The sequence below is a fragment of the Streptomyces sp. NPDC006193 genome (genome assembly GCF_040613915.1).
Taxonomy (GTDB): domain Bacteria; phylum Actinomycetota; class Actinomycetes; order Streptomycetales; family Streptomycetaceae; genus Streptomyces.
Genome location: NZ_JBEXTB010000038.1, coordinates 35,251 through 53,543 on the forward strand (window position 1 = coordinate 35,251; position 18,293 = coordinate 53,543).

General features: G+C 74.4%; 19 protein-coding genes. 8 read left to right on the forward strand and 11 right to left on the reverse strand.

From position 1 onward, the window contains the following. The first annotated feature begins 133 nt into the window (after positions 1-133). A complete protein-coding gene (locus ABZ261_RS26585) occupies positions 134-1,042 on the forward strand; it encodes a pseudouridine-5'-phosphate glycosidase (protein WP_356863367.1) in 909 nt (302 codons plus the stop codon). Between the two features lie 563 nt (positions 1,043-1,605). Then, positions 1,606-2,733, forward strand: coding sequence for a magnesium and cobalt transport protein CorA (locus ABZ261_RS26590; protein WP_356863369.1), 1,128 nt, complete (start codon positions 1,606-1,608; stop codon positions 2,731-2,733). Between the two features lie 125 nt (positions 2,734-2,858). Here ABZ261_RS26590 and ABZ261_RS26595 read toward each other — a convergent pair whose 3' ends face one another. Beyond that, a complete protein-coding gene (locus ABZ261_RS26595; protein ID WP_356863371.1) occupies positions 2,859-3,491 on the reverse strand; it encodes a uridine kinase in 633 nt (210 codons plus the stop codon). Positions 3,492-4,646: 1,155 nt separating this feature from the next. Here ABZ261_RS26595 and ABZ261_RS26600 point away from each other — a divergent pair. Next, positions 4,647-6,134: a glutamate synthase subunit beta gene (locus ABZ261_RS26600; protein ID WP_356863372.1), complete on the forward strand. Its 1,488-nt coding sequence runs from the start codon at positions 4,647-4,649 to the stop codon at positions 6,132-6,134. Between the two features lie 77 nt (positions 6,135-6,211). On the opposite strand, the gene ABZ261_RS26605 is transcribed toward ABZ261_RS26600, so the two are convergent. From ABZ261_RS26605 to ABZ261_RS26615, 3 genes are all read right to left on the reverse strand, one after another. After that, positions 6,212-7,021 carry an SAM-dependent methyltransferase gene (locus ABZ261_RS26605; protein WP_356863374.1) on the reverse strand — a complete coding sequence of 270 codons (810 nt, stop codon included), beginning with the start codon at positions 7,019-7,021 and terminating at the stop codon, positions 6,212-6,214. Positions 7,022-7,115: 94 nt separating this feature from the next. Continuing rightward, positions 7,116-7,370, reverse strand: a complete 255-nt coding sequence (locus ABZ261_RS26610) for a DUF397 domain-containing protein (protein ID WP_356863376.1) — start codon at positions 7,368-7,370, stop codon at positions 7,116-7,118. Beyond that, the gene (locus ABZ261_RS26615; RefSeq protein WP_356863378.1) at positions 7,371-8,231 is read right to left on the reverse strand and encodes a helix-turn-helix transcriptional regulator; all 861 of its coding nucleotides are present in this window, start codon (positions 8,229-8,231) and stop codon (positions 7,371-7,373) included. A gap of 200 nt (positions 8,232-8,431) precedes the next feature. On the opposite strand from ABZ261_RS26615, the gene ABZ261_RS26620 reads away from it, so the two are divergent. The 3 genes from ABZ261_RS26620 (at position 8,432) to ABZ261_RS26630 (ending at position 12,157) form a co-directional block, all read left to right on the forward strand. Continuing rightward, a complete protein-coding gene (locus tag ABZ261_RS26620; protein WP_356863380.1) occupies positions 8,432-9,253 on the forward strand; it encodes an ATP-binding protein in 822 nt (273 codons plus the stop codon). Positions 9,254-9,309: 56 nt separating this feature from the next. Continuing rightward, positions 9,310-9,708 (forward strand): hypothetical protein, encoded by a 399-nt coding sequence (locus ABZ261_RS26625; RefSeq protein ID WP_356863421.1) that lies wholly within the window; start codon positions 9,310-9,312, stop codon positions 9,706-9,708. Positions 9,709-10,018: 310 nt separating this feature from the next. Further along, positions 10,019-12,157 (forward strand): ABC transporter ATP-binding protein, encoded by a 2,139-nt coding sequence (locus ABZ261_RS26630; RefSeq protein WP_356863382.1) that lies wholly within the window; start codon positions 10,019-10,021, stop codon positions 12,155-12,157. A 61-nt stretch (positions 12,158-12,218) separates the two neighbouring features. Here the strand turns inward: ABZ261_RS26630 and ABZ261_RS26635 are convergent, their stop codons facing one another. Next, a complete protein-coding gene (locus ABZ261_RS26635; protein WP_356863384.1) occupies positions 12,219-12,395 on the reverse strand; it encodes a hypothetical protein in 177 nt (58 codons plus the stop codon). 358 nt (positions 12,396-12,753) lie between these two features. Here ABZ261_RS26635 and ABZ261_RS26640 point away from each other — a divergent pair, with 358 nt between their 5' ends. Beyond that, entirely contained in the window at positions 12,754-13,152 is a 399-nt protein-coding gene (locus ABZ261_RS26640) for a RidA family protein (protein WP_356863386.1), read from the forward strand. An 8-nt stretch (positions 13,153-13,160) separates the two neighbouring features. Here ABZ261_RS26640 and ABZ261_RS26645 read toward each other — a convergent pair whose 3' ends face one another. The 3 genes from ABZ261_RS26645 to ABZ261_RS26655 form a co-directional block, all read right to left on the reverse strand. Next, entirely contained in the window at positions 13,161-13,907 is a 747-nt protein-coding gene (locus tag ABZ261_RS26645) for a uracil-DNA glycosylase (RefSeq protein ID WP_356863388.1), read from the reverse strand. A 71-nt stretch (positions 13,908-13,978) separates the two neighbouring features. Continuing rightward, the gene (locus ABZ261_RS26650) at positions 13,979-14,425 is read right to left on the reverse strand and encodes a DoxX family protein (RefSeq protein WP_356863390.1); all 447 of its coding nucleotides are present in this window, start codon (positions 14,423-14,425) and stop codon (positions 13,979-13,981) included. Between the two features lie 235 nt (positions 14,426-14,660). Further along, a complete protein-coding gene (locus tag ABZ261_RS26655) occupies positions 14,661-15,341 on the reverse strand; it encodes a class I SAM-dependent methyltransferase (RefSeq protein WP_356863392.1) in 681 nt (226 codons plus the stop codon). 289 nt (positions 15,342-15,630) lie between these two features. Here ABZ261_RS26655 and ABZ261_RS26660 point away from each other — a divergent pair, with 289 nt between their 5' ends. After that, the gene (locus ABZ261_RS26660) at positions 15,631-15,927 is read left to right on the forward strand and encodes a DUF6343 family protein (RefSeq protein WP_356863394.1); all 297 of its coding nucleotides are present in this window, start codon (positions 15,631-15,633) and stop codon (positions 15,925-15,927) included. A gap of 47 nt (positions 15,928-15,974) precedes the next feature. On the opposite strand, the gene ABZ261_RS26665 is transcribed toward ABZ261_RS26660, so the two are convergent. The 3 genes from ABZ261_RS26665 to ABZ261_RS26675 all read right to left on the reverse strand — a co-directional run bounded on the left by ABZ261_RS26665 (position 15,975) and on the right by ABZ261_RS26675 (position 18,067). Further along, on the reverse strand, positions 15,975-16,355 hold the full coding sequence (locus tag ABZ261_RS26665; protein WP_356863396.1) for a tetratricopeptide repeat protein: 381 nt from the start codon (positions 16,353-16,355) through the stop codon (positions 15,975-15,977). A gap of 49 nt (positions 16,356-16,404) precedes the next feature. Then, positions 16,405-17,049, reverse strand: a complete 645-nt coding sequence (gene coaE / locus ABZ261_RS26670) for a dephospho-CoA kinase (RefSeq protein WP_356863398.1) — start codon at positions 17,047-17,049, stop codon at positions 16,405-16,407. Between the two features lie 79 nt (positions 17,050-17,128). Beyond that, positions 17,129-18,067 carry a PAC2 family protein gene (locus tag ABZ261_RS26675; RefSeq protein ID WP_356863400.1) on the reverse strand — a complete coding sequence of 313 codons (939 nt, stop codon included), beginning with the start codon at positions 18,065-18,067 and terminating at the stop codon, positions 17,129-17,131. Positions 18,068-18,293 lie beyond the last annotated feature (226 nt).

Here is an 18,293-nt window from a genome sequence, read left to right on the forward strand (position 1 = left end):
CCGCAAGCGTGCCCCGCGGCCGGTTCGGCCCGGGTCCGGTTCTGCCCGGGTCCGGTGCGGCCCGGGTCCGGTTTGGCCGGGTCCGGCGGCCGCCATGGATGAGGGGGAGGACCGGCGGACAGGAGGCGGGCACGTGGTGCTGGTGGTGTCGGAGGAAGTCCGGGCGGCGCTCGACGCGCGGCGCCCGGTGGTGGCCCTGGAGTCCACGATCATCGCGCACGGTCTGCCCCGCCCGCGCAATCTGCGGGTGGCGCGGGAGCTGGAGGACGCGGTGCGGAGGGAGGGCGCCGTGCCGGCGACCGTCGCCGTCCTCGACGGGCAGCCCCGCGTCGGCCTGGACGAGCAGCAGCTGGAGCGCGTCGCGAACGACGCCGGCATGCGCAAGCTGGGCCACCGTGACCTGCCGCTCGCCGTGGCGGCGGGGGCGAGCGGCGCGACCACGGTGTCGGCGACGGCACGGCTGGCCGCGCTCGCGGGGATCCGGGTGTTCGCCACGGGCGGGCTGGGCGGTGTGCACCGGGAGTGGACCGCCACCCAGGACGAGTCGGCCGACCTGGGACTGCTGGCGCGTACCCGGATCACGGTGGTGTGCGCGGGCGTGAAGTCGATCCTGGACGTGCCGGCGACACTCCAGCGGCTGGAGACGCTGGGCGTGGCCGTCGCCGGGTACGGCACGGCCCGGTTCCCCGGCTTCTACCTGTCGGACTCGGGGCATCCGGTCGACTGGCGGCTGGACAGTCCGGAGCAGGTCGCCGCCGTCATGCGTGCCCAGGACGCTCTCGACGGTCCGGAATCGGCGCTGATCGTCGCGAACCCCGTCCCGGAGGCGGAGCAGCTCGATCCCGGGCTGCACGCGCGGGTGCTCGCCGACGCGCTGCGCGCCTGCGCGGAGCAGCAGGTCACCGGCCAGGCGGTCACACCGTTCCTGCTGGACCACTTGGTGCGGCACACGGACGGTGCCTCGCTGAGCGCCAACCTGGCGGCGGTGCGGGGCAACGTACGGCTCGCGGCCCGGATCGCCACGGCGTGGGCCGGCGGGTGACCTCGGAGCGGGGCGGGGCGCTGCCGGTCGTCGGTGACGTGGTCACGGACGTCGTCGCGCGGCACCGGGGGCCGCTCGCGGCCGGCACCGGGAAGTACGCGCCGGCCTCCTCCTCCCCCCAGCCCCCCAGCCCCCCAGCCCGGCCTGTCGGAGCAGGCGCGGGAGTCTGCGGCCGTGGAACAGGCCGGCACCGCGGTCGGCGAGCGGCTCGCGGAAGCCCTGGCGCAGCCGGTCGGGAAACAGCCGCGCGGGGCACGTGCTCGCCGGGGCAGGCCGACGGCCGGAGAGCGGGGCCGGCGTCGTCGACCGGCAGCAGGCCCCCGAGCCGCAACACCCGAGTCATCGACCGCAACTGCCGATGTCCGTGGCGACGACCTGCCCGGTGGGCCCCACCTCTTCCCGGTCGACCGGCCGTCGCTGTTCGTCCGACCCTTCTGTCCACAGGCGGGAACCAAGCGGAACTCGCCGTTCCCACAGGCTTCCCCGCACTTTGCCCCCAACTGGCAGACTTGCCGGGCAAGGCACGAAGCGTTGCACACGGAGATCCACACGAGGAGATCCAGATGTCCATGGCAGGGAATCTGCGGAAGGTCACGGAGTTGGGCAGGGCCGGCGGCCTGGGCAAGGTGGCGCGGCTGGCCCGGCGGCGGCCGCGCGTGGACCTCAGTCATCCCGCCAGGTCACCGCTGGGCTCCTCGGTGGTGAACTGCGTGACGTACCGGGACGGTGTGCGCGTGCCGGGGTGCGTCGACCTGGTGGATGCCGTGCGCCGGGTGCGCGGAAGCGGCGAGGGCTTCGTCTGGCTGGGTCTGCACGAGCCGACGGACCAGGAGTTCGTGGGCGTCGCCGAGTTGTTCGACCTGCATCCGCTGGCGGTCGAGGACGCGGTCGAGGCCCACCAGCGGCCGAAGCTGGAGCACTACGGGGACACGCTCTTCGCGGTGTTCAAGACCGTCTGCTACGTGGAGCACGAGCAACTGACGGCGACCAGTGAGGTGGTGGACACCGGCGAGATCATGGCGTTCGTCGGGGAGGACTTCGTGATCACCGTGCGGCACGGCCGGCACGGCTCACTGGGCCCGCTCCGTGAGGAGTTGGAGGCTTATCCGCATCAGCTCGCCAAGGGACCGGCGGCGGTGCTGCACGCGATCGCCGACCATGTCGTCGACGACTACCTGAGCGTCACGGACGCGGTGCAGGCCGACATCGACCAGGTGGAGACGGAGGTGTTCTCGGAGAACGGCGCCCGCCTCGATCCGGGCCGGATCTACCAGATGAAGCGCGAACTCCTGGAGCTGAAACGGGCGGTGGTGCCGCTGGGCCGTCCGGTGGAGGACCTGGCCACCCGGCCCATCCGGATCGTCGCCCCGGAGATACAGACCTACTTCCGGGATGTGCTCGACCACCTGATACGGGCCAAGGAGCAGATCGCCGCGTTCGACGAACTGCTCAACTCCATCCTGCAGGCGCATCTCGCGCAGGTGACCGTGGCGCAGAACGAGGACATGCGCAGGATCACGGCCTGGGCCGCGGTGATCGCCGTTCCGACGATGGTGTGCGGGGTGTACGGCATGAACTTCGACCACATGCCGTTGCTGCGCTGGCGGTCGGGATACCCACTGGTGATGGCCGTGATGGCGGCGGCGTGTGCGGTGCTGTACCGGGGGTTCCGGCGCAACGGCTGGCTGTGAGCGGCAGGGCGGGTGCCGCCGGTGCGTGCCCGTGCCGCCGTGGCGTCGTGGCGTCGCGGCGTCGTCGGGCGGGGTCTCGCACGCGGGGCGACGCCTCACACGGACCGCTGGACGGGGCTGCCCGCTCAGCCGCTCCAGGCGGGGTGGCGCGGATCGTCGGCGCGCACCAGGACGTCCGCGGTCCCGGCCGGGTCGGTCTCGGCTGCGTAGCGTTCGAAGGCGGGGAGGGTCCACCGTTCGGCCTCGGGGGTGCGTCGGCGCAGGGCGCCTGAAGACAGCTGGAGGTGCACGGTCAGGTCGAAGGGGAACCAGTGGCGCAGCAGCAGGGGGCCGTGGAGCAACAGGACCCCGCGGGGCGGGAGCTGGACGTACGGGCTGCGGGTGGCCCGGTCCGTGGCCGGATCCCACAGATCGGGCAGCACCCGCCCGCTGCCTCCGGGATCCAGCGGGCCGAAGACCTCCCGCCACAGGGCGCCCGTGTCGAACCACCCGTCGTAGTACGACTCCGCGTCCCGCCGTCCGTGTTCCAGGCGCAGCGAGGCAGGACGCAGGAAGCCCTCGGCGCCGACCACGAGCGAGGGCCGGCCGCGCACCCGCAGCGCCGCGCCGACGCGCTCGGCCAGCTCGCCGGGGCGGGCGGCCGGGGCCGCGTCGAAGCCGACGCGCGGCCAGGCGCCTCCGTCGGCCGGTTCCAGCCCGGCCAGCCGGTCGGCCAGCTGTTCGGCGAGCCGGTCCCAGGTGATCGCTTCGAGTCGCACAGGCCCCATGATGCCGGGCGGACCACGAGCCCGGTGACGACGCCGGCGGGGAGACGGTGGGCGGCCGTGCTCGCGACCGTGCCGTGCTGAGCCGCGAAGGTGCGGGCGGGACCGGTGGGGCGGCCGTCAGCGCGCGGCCGGTGCGGACGGGCGGTGGCCACCCGCCGGGGTCGACCGGGAGACGCGGCGCGGTCCGCGAGGTGAAAGGCGTGGAGTGAGGGGGCGCAAGCGGCCGGAGGAGGGGGCGAGCAGAAAGGGGAGCGAGGAGGCGGCCCGTGAGGTCGGGCGTGGGCGGTGACGGTGGGAAGGACCGCGGCGCGACGCCGGCGGCGGGCGCGGGACGGGCGGCGCAGGGCGGCGGGAGGACATGCGGTGCGCGGTGGTGTCGCTGCCGGGATGGTGCTCTCCCCCGCTTGTCCGGCCGAGCGGGCCCGCGTGATCGCGGCCCACGCATCGGTGCGGGGCTGCGGGAGCCGGGCGCGGCGTGGCCGGGCGGTCACGGTCGGGCTCGGGGGTCTCGGCGGTCGTGGCTCCTCGTACGGCAATGGGACACCCGGTACGAGGAGCTGGAGGCGAGCGGCGCGCCGCGGTCGGTCAGGCGGCGCCGGATCGCCGCGGCCGTGGCGATGGTCGTGCGGGCATGGCAGGGAGCCGGGCCCGACGGAGGGGGAAAGGGGGGAGCGGGAGTGATCGGGAGGGCGTTCGTGCTGGTGGCCGCGGTGGTCCCGGTGGCCGGCGTGTGCCGGGGCTTGCCGGCCTTGGTGATGCGGGTGCACCCCGCACTGCCGCCCGTGCGGGGTGCCGCGGCGATGCAGGCGATCGGCCTCGCCGCGATGCGGTCGGCCCTGGTGGCCGTGCTCCTCGGGTCCGCGGTGCTGGGCGCGCCGGCGGTCGGCCCTGGCCCGCGCGGTGGGCGTCGCCTGATCCAGCGCGTGGGGGGCCGGTCCCGGTCGTCCGCCGGCCCTTCCGCCCCTGCCGGTGCGGGCGGTGGCGAGCCGGCCGGCCGTGGGCCGGGAAGTCCGGGCGGAAAGCGCCGTCCGGGTCTCTGCGCAGGCCGGGGTGGGGACGTATCGTGGCCGGAAGAGTGCCGCCAGACGACGTACGGCCGGTCGTGCCTCCGGTGCCTCCGGCGCCCCGCACGCGAGGAAGACGCCCATGGCCGATCCCAAGGGGTTCATGACGACGCCGCGCCAGGAGTGGCCGCGGCGGCCCGTCGAGGAGCGGGCGCGGGACTGGGACGAGGTGTACGTCCCGGGAGCGCTGCTGCCCATCATCGGCAAGCAGGCCGACCGCTGCATGGACTGCGGCGTCCCGTTCTGCCACCAGGCCTGCCCGCTGGGCAATCTCATCCCCGAGTGGAACGACCTGGTCGCACGGGAGGACTGGCGGGCCGCGAGCGACCGGCTGCACGCCACGAACAACTTCCCCGAGTTCACCGGACGGCTGTGCCCGGCGCCGTGCGAGGCGGGGTGCGTGCTGGCGATCAACCAGCCGGCCGTCACCATCAAGAACGTGGAGTGTGCGATCGCGGACCGGGCGTGGGAGGAGGGGTTCACCCCGGCGCGGCCGCCCGAGCGGCTCTCCGGCAGGACGGTGGCCGTCATCGGCTCCGGGCCCGCCGGGCTGGCCGCGGCGCAGCAGCTGACGCGGGCCGGCCACACGGTCGCGGTGTACGAGAGGGACGACCGGATCGGGGGGCTGATGCGCTACGGCATCCCCGAGTTCAAGATGGAGAAGCGGCATCTGGAGCGGCGGATCGAGCAGATGCGGGCCGAGGGGACGAAGTTCCGTACCTCGACGGCGGTCGGGCGGGACGTTCCGGCGAGGGAGCTGCGGGGGCGGTACGACGCGGTGGTGATCGCGACCGGTGCGACGGCGTGGCGGGAACTGCCGGTGCCGGGCCGGGAGTTGCGCGGGATACACCAGGCGATGGAGTATCTGCCGCTGGCCAACCGGGTCTGTGCCGGGGACCTGGAGGTGTCGCCGCTGTCGGCCGCCGGCCGGCATGTGGTGATCGTCGGCGGCGGGGACACCGGGGCGGACTGTCTGGGCACCGCGGTGCGCGAGGGGGCCGCGTCCGTGACCCAGCTGGACATCTACGCGCAGCCGGGTGCGGAGCGCGACGAGGACGCCGAGCCCTGGCCGACGTACCCGAGGATCTACCGGCTGTCGGCCGCGCACGAGGAGGCGCGGGAGCTGCGTACGGCACCGGCGGCGGACGCGGACGCGCGGCTGTTCGCGGCGTCCACGCTCCGTTTCACCGGGGACGGCGGCGGGCGTGTGCGGTCGCTGCACCTGGTCGAGGTGGACGAGCGCCGGTCACCGGTGCCGGGCACGGAGCGGGCCGTCCCCGCCGATCTGGTGCTGCTCGCGCTCGGCTTCTCCGGGCCCGACCGGGAGGACGGGCTGATCGACCAGCTCGGCCTGGCCATGAACGCGCGCGGCACGATCGCCCGGGACGACGGATTCGCGACCGATGTCCCCGGGGTGTTCGCCGCCGGGGACGCGGCGCGCGGTCAGTCGCTCATCGTGTGGGCGATCGCCGAGGGCCGCGCCGTGGCCGCGGCCGTCGACCGGTACCTCACGGGAGCGTCCCGGCTGCCGGCCCCGATCGCGCCCACGGACCGGCCGATGGCCGTCTGACCGCCCTGCGGGGCCGGCGCCCGCACGTCACGAGAGGGGGGTGTGCCGGGCCGCGCGGCTCCCACCGCCGCGGGGCGTCACGGCTTGCGGGCCACCGCGCCGTACCCCGGGATCACCCCGTCGTCCTGACCCGGCACCGGCTCGCCCAGCTCGGGGCGCCACTTGTGCACGATCTCCACACCGGGCTCGACGAGGTCGAGGCCGGTGAAGAAACGGCCGAACTCCTCGCGGGAGCGCAGGGCGAGGGTGACACCGGCCGCCCTGAGCTTCTCGGTGGCCGCCGCCGATGCCTCCGGGGTGAAGTCGGCGGTGGCGTGGGTCATCATCAGGAAGCTCCCGGAGGGCAGCCGGGACAGCAGGCGGCCGACCAGTTCGTGCGCCCCGTCCTCGTCGGGGACGAAGTGCAGCAGGGCGACGAGGGACAGGGCGACCGGCCGGTCGAGGTCGAGGATGCGCTCGGCGCCGGCGATGATCGCGTCCGGGTCGCGCACATCGGCCTGGAGGTACTCGGTGACGCCCTCGGGGGTGCTGCGCAGCAGGGCCGCCGCGTGGGCCAGCACGATCGGGTCGTTGTCGCAGTAGACGACCCGGGCGTCGGGCGCGATCCGCTGGGCGACCTGGTGGAGGTTCGGCTCGGTGGGTATGCCGGTGCCGATGTCCAGGAACTGCCGTACGCCCTGCTGGGCCAGCCAGCGCGTGGCGCGGTGCATGAAGGCCCGGTTGACCCGGGCCATCACCGGCACCCGGGGGTCGAGGGCCAGCATCTGCCGGCCCATCGCCTCGTCGACGGGGTAGTTGTCCTTGCCGCCGAGATACCAGTCGTACATCCGCGCGGGATGCGGCTTGCTGGTGTCGATCTCGATGGCCGTGGGGTCCTGCCCGGTCATGCGGCACTCCGTGGCGTCAGGCGCGGCGGATGCCGCGGGTGATCAAGTGGCCACCACCATAAGGAAGTCGGGCACGAAACGACACAGGCCGAGGTCAGGAGAGCAGGAAGTCGGCCGCTCCCGCCTTGGCGCCCTGGATGAACGCGGTCATCTCGTCCGAGGTGTAGATGAGCGCCGGCCCGTCCGGGTCCGTCGACTGGCGCACGGCGATCCGGCCGTCGGCCAGCTTCATCGCCTCCAGGCAGTTCCCGCCGTTGCCGCCGCTCCAGGGCTTGTGCCACCCCTCGCTGCCCAACTCCCGCGCGGGCATGCCGTTGTAGACCCGTCCGCGCGGCTTGATGCGATCCATTCACAGCTCCTTGCGGAGATCCCGGAGGATCTCCTTCGTGCGTTGTGCCGTGGCGGCCTGCGCCGCCATGCGGTCCATGACCTCCAGGTGGGTCGCCACCTCGGTGCGCGCGTCCAGGTAGACGGCGCCGGTCAGGTACTCGCTGTAGACCATGTCCGGCAGTTCCGGCACGGCGAACCGGAACAGCACGAAAGGTCCGTACGTCCCCGGATGCGGCCCGTTGGCGAACGGGGCGACCTGCAGCGTGACATGCGGCAGCTCCGCGGCCTCGAGCAGCCTGTCGATCTGGGCGCGCATCACCTCCGGGCCGCCGACCGGGCGGCGCAGGGCCGTCTCGTCCATCACCGTCCAGAAGCGGGGGGCGTCGGGACGGGTGAGCAGCTCCTGGCGCTGCATCCGCACGGCGACGTGCCGTTCGATGTCGTCCGGGCTGGTCTGGCCGATGGCGCCGGACTTCAGCACCGCGCGCGCGTAGTCCTCGGTCTGCAGCAGACCGGGGACGAAGTGCGGCTCGTAGGAGCGGATGAGGTCGGCCGCGCCCTCCAGGCTGACGTACATCGAGAACCAGCCCGGCAGGATGTCGTGGAAGCGCTGCCACCAGCCGGGCCGGTTGGCCTCCTCGGCCAGCTGGACGAAGACCTCGGCCTCGTCGTCGGGGACGCCGTAGGCCTTCAGCAGCAGCTGCAGGTAGGGGATCTTGAGGGAGACTTCGGCCGTCTCCATGCGGCGGACCGTGGCGGGGGCGACGCGAAGCACGCGGGCGGCCTCCTCGCGCTTCAGTCCGGCGCGCTCGCGCAGGTCCTGGAGGCGCCGGCCGAGGACCACCTGACCCACCGTCGGCGCGGACCGCGGCTCGCTCACGCTCCCACCTCCACCGAAAACCTGCCCCGAAGGGCTCCACCGAACGATTCCTGACAGCCCTACGGCGCCGCTCGAAGGTCCGTCCGGGGATCCGGGGATCTCCGGCGGCTCCAATTGGCGCCGTTCGTGGTGCTGTTGCGAGCAGTCTGCCACGACCTTCCACTGAGTCACACAGCACTCTGCACTTTTCAGAGTGACACTTGCCAAGTGTCCGCGGCGGGGAGATAGTGGCAGGCGTGATTCCGTCCGCGCCCTTAGGAACAGATGTCGCCGCAGTCCGTCCCGGTCTCGGCGCCGCGACGGGAGCAGCCCCTCAGGGGGACGCTGCCGAGCGCAGGTTCCGATTCGAGCTGGCCGCACATCCGGGTTCCGCCGCCCGCGCCAGACGCCTGACGCACGCCCGGCTGTCCAGGTGGTCGGTGTGCACGGACACCTGCGACGACGCGGCCCTGGTCATCTCCGAGCTGGTCACCAACGCGATCGTGCACACGGCGAGCAGCCGGATCGTGTGCGAGCTGCACGACCACGACGACATGGTGCGCATAGCCGTCCGCGACGAGGGCTGCGCGCCCGGCGAACCCCACCCGTCCTCGCAGCGGCCCGACGAGGAGCACGGGAGGGGGCTGCTCCTCGTGGACGCGCTGTGCCGGGCGTGGGGGGCCCACGAGCACGGCTCCGGTCTGCTGGTCTGGGCCGAGCTGCCCCGCGGACCCGAGGCCGCCGCCAGCCCCGCCGAGCCGCGCGGCGACCTGGGCTGGGGCGCCCGCCCCAAGCCCGGACGCCCGGACGACTCCGACGAGGACCAGCCGGCCGAGGCCGACGCGCACACTCAGGGGCGGCAGCGACAGGGGGAGCCGGGGCGGCAGCGGCACGGGGATGCGGAGCGGCAGCCGCACGGGACGCACCCGGGGGACCGGCGGCACGCGGCGCACCTCGGCCCCGAGCGGTGCGGTACCGGCCCCGAGCAGCGCCCGCACACCGCGTCCGGCCGGCCGCCGCACTCCCGCGGGGAGCGCCCGTGACGGGCGTCGGCGGCTTCGGGCGACGCGTGCGCGTCGGCGCAGGTCAGGATCTCGCCATGGGCCTGGACGCCCTGGTGGGTCTGCAGCGCCGGCGTCCGGTGCCGGAACCGGCCGGCCGGCTGCCGGTGCCGGACGGCATGACGGCGCCGCTCGGCTGTGACGCCGTCGGCGTCCCCGACCACCTCGGCCCGCTCGTCCTGCCGCGGCTGCCGCGGGTGGGATGCGTGTACGCGGACGGCTCCCACTGGTGGTGGATCGTCCCGTCGGACTCGGACTACGCCCTGCCGTGGCCGTCTCCGGCCCACTACGCCGCCGGCGCCCTGCTCAGCGGCGAGGCCAGGCTCATCCACCGCCCGCAGGGCACGGTTCCGTACACCCCGCCGATACCGCTGTACCTGGCGCTGTGCCGGGTGACGGGGACGACGCCGGACTGGTCGCGGGCCGTCTCGGCGTAACGGCTGCGCCGAACCCCGGCCGGCACGCGTACCGGCGGCCGCGGCACGACGGCGCCCCCGGACCCGGCCGGGGGCGCGGCCACCCCGGCCTGCGCTCCTGCACGCCCCGCGAGCCGCGCCCGCGCCCCCGGCGAGCCGCGCGCCCGCCTGCGGGCCCGCGGCCGGCCGCCCGCCCTCCCCCGGCGCCACCCCCGCCCCGGCCGCACGCACCGTGCCCCTTCCGCGCCCCCCTCGCTTCGTCCCGCGCCCTGCCCAGCCGCCGCTGCGGCCGCGATAGTGGCCGTTCCGTTCCGGGGTGCGGGAGGTCACGGTGAGGAAGAGACGGGAGGCGGCCGAGCCCGTGGTGTCGGAGTCGGAGCGGCTGCTGTTCGGAGGGCCGCTGCGGTACGACATGGGCTGGAACAAGCACGCGGACGCCTTTCTCCAGCTGGGCTTCCGGGCGATGCTGACCCGGCTGCCCGGCATGCTGGCGGCCAGTCTCCGGCTGGCCCGGCAGGCCGACGCGCGGGCCGCTCGGGCGGTGCTGGCCGCCGAGGTCGGACGCGGCCTGGCCCAGGCGGTCGGCCTGCTGGCCGTGAACAGGGCCCTCGGCGAGCTGCTCACCGGGGCCGCCATCGAGCAGCGGCTGCGCTCGGCCGCCCCCGCCCTCGTCGTCCTGGCCGCCGTGACGCTGGTGGCCGCGCTCCTGCGGGCCGCCTCGACCTACGCCACCGGGCGGCTGGAGCCCAAGGTGGAGCGGGTGGCGACCGAGCTGTACCTGGAGCGTGCCGCGGAGGTGGAACTGGCGGCGATCGAGGACCACGCCTTCCACAAGCTGCTGGACACGGCGCAGTACGGAGCCCGGTCCGCCCGGCACATGATCGGCCACGGCACCCGGGTGATCAACGCGATCATCTCGCTGGTCGCCGCGGCCGGCGTGCTCACGGTGCTGCACCCGGCGCTGCTCCCGCTGCTGGTCACCATGACCCTGCCCAGTGCGTGGAGCGCGCTGACCAACGCCCGTCGCCGCTACGAGTCCTTCCACACCTGGGTGCAGCACGCCCGGGCGGGCCAGCTGATCAGCAGCCTGCTCACCGAGCCGGCCGCCGCCCCGGAGATCCGGGTGCACGGCGTCGGCCCGTTCCTGCTGCGCCACTTCCGCTGCATGTCGGAGAGCGCGGAGGCGGAACAGGCCCGGCTGTCCCGGCTGGCCGCCCGGACCGGTCTGATCGCCGCGGCCTGGACGGGTCTCGCCACGCTCGCGACGTACGCGACGCTGGGCGGGCTGCTGCTGGCCGGTGCGACGGCCCTGTCCGTGGCCGGCACGGCGGTGATCGCGATCCGTACGGGCGCGGCGAGCCTGGACGCGCTGGTGCTGGAGATCAACCAGCTGCACGAGGAGGCCCTGTTCGTGAGCGATCTGCAGCGGCTGTACGTCGCTGCGGCCGAGCGGGCGATCCCGACGGGCGGGGAGCCGCTGCCGGAGGACCCGAAGGAGATCCGCTTCGAGAACGTCACCTTCAGCTACCCGCACGATCCGCAGCCGGACGACGCCCGCCCCGGCGACGTCCGTCCGCACGACGCCCGCTCCGGCGACGGACATCCGCACGACACCGCCCGGCAGGGCGCCGCTCCGCGGGAACCCGGCTCGCGGGAACCCGGCTCGCGGAGCGCCGCAGGCGCCCGGCCGCGGGACGGCATCCGGAGGAACATCCCCCGCCCCGCCCTCGACGACGTCACCCTCACCCTCCCCCTCGGCCGGATCATCGCGCTCGTCGGCGAGAACGGCTCGGGCAAGACCACGCTGGTCAAGCTGCTGGCGGGCCTGTACACGCCGGACCGGGGCCGGATCCTGTGGGACGGCGTCGACGCCGCGCGCGCCGACCGGCGACTGCTCGCCGAGCGCATCGCGATGGTGGCGCAGGACTTCAAACGCTGGCCGTTCACCGCCCGGGTGAACGTGGCCGTCGGCCGCTCCCGCGCCCCCATGACCGAGGAGCGGCTGGCCGCGTCGATCGCGGAGGCCGGAGCGGAGGAGGTGGTCGCGGATCTGCCGCGCGGCCTGGACACCCTGCTGGCCCGCAACTTCAGCGGCGGGCACGAACTGTCCGGCGGCCAGTGGCAGCGGCTCGGCATCGCCCGGGCCGCGTACCGGCGCGGGAGCATCCTGATCGTGGACGAGCCGACGGCGGCGCTCGACGCGCGGGCCGAGCTGGAGGTGTTCGAGAAGATCCGGGCGCTGGCGGGCAGTGGGCAGACGGTCGTCCTGATCACCCACCGGCTGGCCTCCGTCCGCCACGCCGACCTGGTGCACGTGCTGGAGCAGGGACGTCTGGTCGAGTCCGGCAGCCCGGAGGAGCTGCTCGCCCGGGGCGGTGTCTACGCCGAGCTGTACACCCTGCAGGCGCAGCAGTTCGCGGCGAAGGCGCCGGCGCCGCGCCGCGACGTCCCGGCTCCCAAGCCCGTCTGAGCCGTCCGGGCCCGCCGGGCCCGCCGGATGCGCCGCGGACGGGCGGCGCTCCGGTGGCGGCTCAGTCGACGGCCTCGCTCCCCCGCACGATGACCAGGAACGTGTCCGTGGCGAGGTCCATGACGACCTCGGCGGGCATGCCCTCCAGACGCCGTGCGTGGGCGAACTCCTCCGCGGGCCAGGAGCCCCGCGGGCCACCGGCGGGGAAGCATTCGAGCACCCTTCGCCCGTTCACCATCTCGCACCTCCAGAAAGCGTCGTCCGTGTAGGAGTTAACGCTCCGGGGAGGGGTGACGCCTCGCTCAGTGACACGACTGAGACATTGCCGGTGCCGGGCCGGCGCGGACCGTGAGAATCCGTTCACGTTGTGACACGAACCGCACGCTCCGTGTCAGCCGTCGTACCCCTCGTGAAGGCAGGGCGGACGCCATCTGCGGGGCCGCGCCGGGGTGAGGCGGGCAGTGCGAGTGCGGAGAGCGCCTTGCCGTCGCCGCCCCCGGCAGGCGTACGCCGGTCCGCGGAATTCGGGTGCGCCGGGCGCCGGTGCGCGCCGATCATTGGGCCGTCGCCCGCCACCGTCTGACAGGAGCCGCCTCATGATCCGGCGCGTCACCGTCCCCGCTCTCTTCCCTCCCCCCGCCTACTCCCACGCCTCCGTGGTGGAGGCCGGGACCGGACTGGCCTTCCTCGCCGGGGCGGTGCCGCTCACCGCCGACGGCGAGCTGGTGGGTCCGGGAGATCCCGTGCTCCAGGCCGAGCAGGTGATCGCCAATCTGAGCGAGCAGCTGCGGGCCGTGGGCAGCGACCTGGAGCACGTGGTCGTGACGGAGGTGTACGTCGTCGCCGACGAGCCCGCGACGCTGTCCGCCGTGTGGGAGGTGGTCGAGGCGTCCGGCCTGAGCCGGGGGCCGCACTCGTCCACGCTGCTCGGGGTCTCCTGCCTCGGCTACACGGGACAGCTGGTGGAGATCACGGCGACGGCCGTGGTTCCGTAGCGGTCCGCTCAGCACGGCCTCCCGGGGTCTGGGCGGTGGAGGTGACGGCGTCCGGTGGTCGAAGGCAGCCCGGCCGTCTCCGCCGCCGTGTGCAGGACCTCGCGCAGCATCTCGGCGGTGAGCCGGCCGGTGAAGGTGTTGCGCTGGCTGACGTGGAAGCAGCCGAAGAGATCCAGGCCGTCGAGGGCGACCCGGGCACCGTGGGCGAATGCCGGGCGAGGGCGGGGCACGCTCCACCCGGCCTCGGCGAACGCGGGCAGCGCGGCCTGCCAGCCGAAGGCGCCGAGGACGACCGCGGCCCTCAGTGTCGGGCGGAGCAGCGTCAGTTCCTCCACCAGCCAGGGCCGGCAGGTGTCCCGCTCGACGGGGGCCGGCTTGTTCGCCGGCGGGGCGCAGTGCACGGGCGCGGTGACGCGGACGCCGTACAGCTCCAGACCGTCGTCGGCCCGGACGGAGGTGGGCTGCGAGGCGAGCCCCACGTCGTACAGCGCCTGGTACAGCACGTCCCCGGAGCGGTCGCCGGTGAACATGCGTCCGGTGCGGTTGCCGCCGTGCGCGGCCGGGGCCAGCCCGATGATCAGCAGCCGGGCGTCGGCCGGGCCGAAGCCCGGCACCGGACGCCCCCAGTACGTCCAGTCGGCGAACGCGGCCCGCTTGGTACGGGCCACCTCCTCGCGCCAGTCGACCAGCCGGGGGCAGGCCCGGCAGCCGGCGACGCGCCGGTCGAGCCGGGCGAGTGCGTTGCTGTCGTCCATACCGTCACCGTATGCCCCGGATCGTCCGGGGGAAGCCGCCGCCCGCACCGGCGAAGGCGCAGGTCGGAGACTCACCGGCGGTGCAGCAGACGCAGCAGGTCCCTGTTGTGGGCGCGCCGGGCCCAGGCGATCAGGATCAGCGGCGCGATGAGGATCAGCGGGGTCACCGCGTTGCGGCCGTCGAACACGGTGAGCTGGACGATGAACGCTCCCACCATGAGCGCGGCGAGGGCGAGCGCGGCCACGGACTGCAGTACCGGGATCAGCAGCGCGACGGCGCCGGCGAGTTCCAGCGCGCCGATGGTGTACATGGCCCCGGTGCCCCAGCCGATCCGGTCGAAGGACTCGACGGCCGACGGATGCGCGATGAGCTTGGGCAGGGCGCTGGCGACGCCGTAGAAGAGGGCGAGCACTGTCTGCAGGGCCCGCAGCGCGACCCGGGCCCGGCGCGCCCGGCCGGTGAGCGGGCCGGAGGCCGCGGGGGTCGTGGAACCGGCGGAAGCGGTGGTCTCGGACATGGGGGTCTCCTGGGGATGCGGTCCCGGTAGCTTTCGCCGGGGTAGACCCGCCGGCCCCCGGAAACTCATCGCTCCGGGGCGGGCTGCCCGGGTACCTCCTCGCCGGTTCACCGAGCGGTCCGTCCGCCGCGGGACCGGCTCGGCGTCCGCCGGCCTCGGCCGCCCCGGCGGGCAGGGTGCCCGGCATCGTGCAGTCCCCCGGTCCGCCGGTCCCGTGGAGAGGGCGGCGCCCGGGTCAGGCGGTCGGCAGCGCCCGCACCCACATCCCGTCCGGTGTCAGATACGCGTCCACCTCCAGTCCCGCCTCCGCCAGCGCCGACTCGAACTGCTCCCTCGTCAGGGGCCGGGACAGGAACGTCTGGGTCCAGACCGCGTCCGGGAACACGTACTCGGCGTGGACGGAGTTCACCCCGTCCCCGACCGGGTCCGCCGAGAGGATCCGCACGGTGAAGCCGCTGGGGTCGACCCGCTCCCGGGGCACCTCGGTGTGGTAGTCCTCGCCCTCGCGCTGGATGAGCACGCAGCCGCCCTCGGCCACATGCCGGGCGCAGGTGCGCAGCAACCCTCGGCGCACCTCCTCGTCACCGGCGTGCACGAGGAACGACGCGAGCATCACCACGTCGAACTCCTCGCCCAGGTCGAGGTCTTCGATGGGACTGCATATGGTGCGCGCGCCGCGGACCCGGGCCAGCATGTCGGCGGACTCGTCCACCGCCGTGACCGTGAATCCTCGCTCCAGCAGGGCGTGGGTGACCCGGCCCACCCCGCTGCCCAGTTCCAGTATGTGCGCCCCGGCCGGTACCGCCGCGGCGATGACGTCCGGCTCGCTGCCCACCGGCAGGCGCGCGTACAACTCCACCGCGCAGCCGTCCGGGGTGATCGCACCCGGTCCCGTGCCCCCGTACCCCTTACGCATCTCGACCCTCATGCCCGGACAACGGCCGGCCCCGCACGCCCGTTCCCACCCGACCCCGCTTCACCCTTTCGAGTGACATGCGCATGGGGTGACCCCGCATGGGGTGACCCCGCGCATGCGGTGACATCCGCATGCGCGCGCCCCTGTCCGTGGGCGTGCACCGGGCCGTCGCACCTGGGCGTCACAGCGGGCGCCGGCGCACTGCGGCTGGGCGCCCCCGCGCGGGCCCCGGCGGGCCTTGGTGCACGGCTCACAGGGGAGTACGTTGCAAGGAAGGAGCGGTGATCCGATGCGTACGGGCAGTGAACCGGTGACCGCCCGCAGCGCGCTGCGGGCGCGGTTGTGGCTGAGCGTGTGGGGACTGCTCTGGGCGGTCTTCGGCACGGCGGCGTTCGCGCTGAGCGGGCACCCCGGCTGGGCGGCCGCGTGCGGGGTGCTGTGGCTGGTGGCCACCGCGGACCTGGTCGTGGTCCTCAGGCACATGCGGCAGGGCCCGCACCATCAGCCGGGCCACGACGTGCCGCCGTACCCGCCACCGGAACCGGGGCCGCCGTACCCGCGGCAGGCCGGGCGCCGCCGCCCTTGACGGACACCCGGCGCCTGGCCGGCCCGGGCCGCCGGCCGCGCCCGGAGTCAGTCGTCGAAGCGGGCCGCTTTCCGGTACTGCGGATTGGGGTCGAGCGCGGCGGCCAGCCGGAAGTGGCGCCTGGCCTGGTCCGGGCGGCCCTGACGCTCGTAGGTGCGGGCCAGGGCGAAATGCGCGAACGCGTTGTCCGGCTCCCGCTCCAGCACGATGGTGAATTCCAGCTCGGCGGGCCGCAGTTGCGCCGCGGCGAAGAAGGCACGCGCGCGCAGCAGCCGGGCGGCGGTGTTCTCGGGGTGGGCGGCGATGACGCCGTCGAGCAGCTTCACCGCGCCCCGGGGGTCCCGTGCGTTGAGCAGTTGCTCGGCGGCACGGAAGTCGATGACGTGCGTCTCCGGCGTACGTCCGGTGGAACCGCTGGTCTCGGGCACGGCAGAGTCCTTCCCTCACTGCCGAGGTGCAACGCCCCGGGCGGCCGCGCTATTCCGCGCCCGCCCCGGTACCGCCGCGCGCCCGCTCCGCACCGCCCCGGCGGGCTCGCCGCACGAGGTCGTCCCACACCTCGGCGACGCGCGCCCGCAGCTCGTCCAGCGGCACGTCGTTGTCGATCACGATGTCCGCGACGGCCCGGCGCTGCTCGCGGGTCGCCTGCGCGGCCATGCGCGCACGCGCGTCGTCCTCGGTCATCCCGCGCAGCCGGACCAGCCGGTCCAGCTGGGTCGCGGGGTCGGCGTCCACGACGACCACGACGTCGTAGAGCGGGGCGAGACCGTTCTCGGTGAGCAGGGGCACGTCGTGGACGACGACGGCGTCCTCGGCCGCCGCGCTCTCGAGTTCACGGGAGCGTGCGCGCACCAGGGGGTGCACGATGGAGTTGAGCAGGGCGAGCTTGTCGGGGTCGGCGAAGACGATCGAGCCGAGCCGGGGCCGGTCCAGGCTGCCGTCCGCCGTGAGGACGTCCGGGCCGAAGGCCTCGACCACGGCGGCGAGCCCCGGGGTGCCGGGCGCCACCACGTCGCGTGCGATCCGGTCGGCGTCGATGAGCACCGCTCCGCGCTCCACGAGCAGCCGCGACACCTCGCTCTTGCCGGCGCCGATCCCGCCGGTCAGGCCCACTGTCAGCATGAGCGGAAGCTTAGGCCCTGCGGCCCGGCGCCCCGCCGCCGGCACCGGGCCGGCCGGTGCCGGGCCGGTGCCGGGCCCGTCAGGTGTCGCCCTCGCGCTCGGCGAGGAACCGCTCGAACTCCTGCCCGATCTCCTCGGCCGACGGGATCTCCACGGGCTCGGCGAGCATGTTGCCGCGGGTCTCGGCGCCCGCCACCGCGTCGTACTGGTGCTCCAGGCCCTGGACCAGGGCGGTCAGTTCCTCGTCCCCTTCGCGGATCTGCCGGTCGATCTCGGTCTGCGTGCGGTGCGCCTCCGTGCGCAGCGCGTGCGCGACACCCGGCAGGACCAGGCCGGTGGCGGCGGTGATGGCTTCCAGGACGGTCAGGGCGGCGTCCGGGTACGGGGAGCGGGCGATGTAGTGGGGGACGTGCGCGGCCACTCCCAGGACGTCGTGCCCGGCCTCCATGAGGCGGTACTCGACGAGCGACTCGGCGCTGCCCGGCACCTGTGCCTCCTCGAACGGGCTGCGGTGGCCGGGGACGAGGTCGGTGCGGTTGCCGTGCGGGGTCAGGCCGACGGGGCGGGTGTGCGGGACGCCCATCGGGATGCCGTGGAAGTTCACCGACAGGCGGACGCCGAGCCGCTCCACGATCTGCCGCACCGCCGCCGCGAACCGCTCCCACTCCACGTCCGGCTCGGGGCCGGACAGCAGCAGGAACGGGGCGCCGGTGGCGTCCTGGACGAGGCGGACCTCGATGGCCGGGACCTCGTAGCCGGTCCAGCGGTCGCGTTCGAAGGTCAGCAGGGGCCGGCGGGCGCGGTAGTCCACGAGCCGGTCGTGGTCGAAGCGGGCCACGAGCTGGTGGGGCAGGGAGTCCAGCAGCCGGTCGACTATCTGGTCGCCGGTCTCACCCGCGTCGATGTAGCCGTCGAAGTGGTAGAGCATGACAAGGCCGGCCGACTCCTGGGCGAGCGCCATGTCGACGACGGCGAGGCCCTTCGGCTCCCATGCGTACAAACCCTGCGGATCAAGCACAGTGACCGCTCCTCCTCGTGTTCCTCCTGGACAACGCGGCCCGGAACACGGTAATTCCCGCGACACGCCCTCGATCGGAGGCGGCGGCGCCCAGCCGCCTTGACGCCGCGTCAGCGGCTGTGCGCGTGGCCGGACATCGGCGTCCACCATGACGGCCGTCATGCGCGCGGCCCGTTCCTCACCGCCGCCGTGGCCGGCGGCGGTGGATCGCCGGACGGGTCGGGCC

Excerpts from the sequence above, each read along its gene's own strand:
- ABZ261_RS26590 (WP_356863369.1), top strand. The coding sequence starts at position 1,606 with ATGTCCATGGCAGGGAATCTGCGGAAGGTCACGGAGTTGGGCAGGGCC.
- ABZ261_RS26600 (WP_356863372.1), top strand. The coding sequence starts at position 4,647 with ATGGCCGATCCCAAGGGGTTCATGACGACGCCGCGCCAGGAGTGGCCG.
- ABZ261_RS26605 (WP_356863374.1), bottom strand. The coding sequence starts at position 7,021 with ATGACCGGGCAGGACCCCACGGCCATCGAGATCGACACCAGCAAGCCG.
- ABZ261_RS26610 (WP_356863376.1), bottom strand. The coding sequence starts at position 7,370 with ATGGATCGCATCAAGCCGCGCGGACGGGTCTACAACGGCATGCCCGCG.
- ABZ261_RS26625 (WP_356863421.1), top strand. The coding sequence starts at position 9,310 with ATGGGCCTGGACGCCCTGGTGGGTCTGCAGCGCCGGCGTCCGGTGCCG.
- ABZ261_RS26635 (WP_356863384.1), bottom strand. The coding sequence starts at position 12,395 with ATGGTGAACGGGCGAAGGGTGCTCGAATGCTTCCCCGCCGGTGGCCCG.
- ABZ261_RS26640 (WP_356863386.1), top strand. The coding sequence starts at position 12,754 with ATGATCCGGCGCGTCACCGTCCCCGCTCTCTTCCCTCCCCCCGCCTAC.
- ABZ261_RS26645 (WP_356863388.1), bottom strand. The coding sequence starts at position 13,907 with ATGGACGACAGCAACGCACTCGCCCGGCTCGACCGGCGCGTCGCCGGC.
- ABZ261_RS26650 (WP_356863390.1), bottom strand. The coding sequence starts at position 14,425 with ATGTCCGAGACCACCGCTTCCGCCGGTTCCACGACCCCCGCGGCCTCC.
- ABZ261_RS26655 (WP_356863392.1), bottom strand. The coding sequence starts at position 15,341 with ATGCGTAAGGGGTACGGGGGCACGGGACCGGGTGCGATCACCCCGGAC.
- ABZ261_RS26660 (WP_356863394.1), top strand. The coding sequence starts at position 15,631 with ATGCGTACGGGCAGTGAACCGGTGACCGCCCGCAGCGCGCTGCGGGCG.
- coaE (WP_356863398.1), bottom strand. The coding sequence starts at position 17,049 with ATGCTGACAGTGGGCCTGACCGGCGGGATCGGCGCCGGCAAGAGCGAG.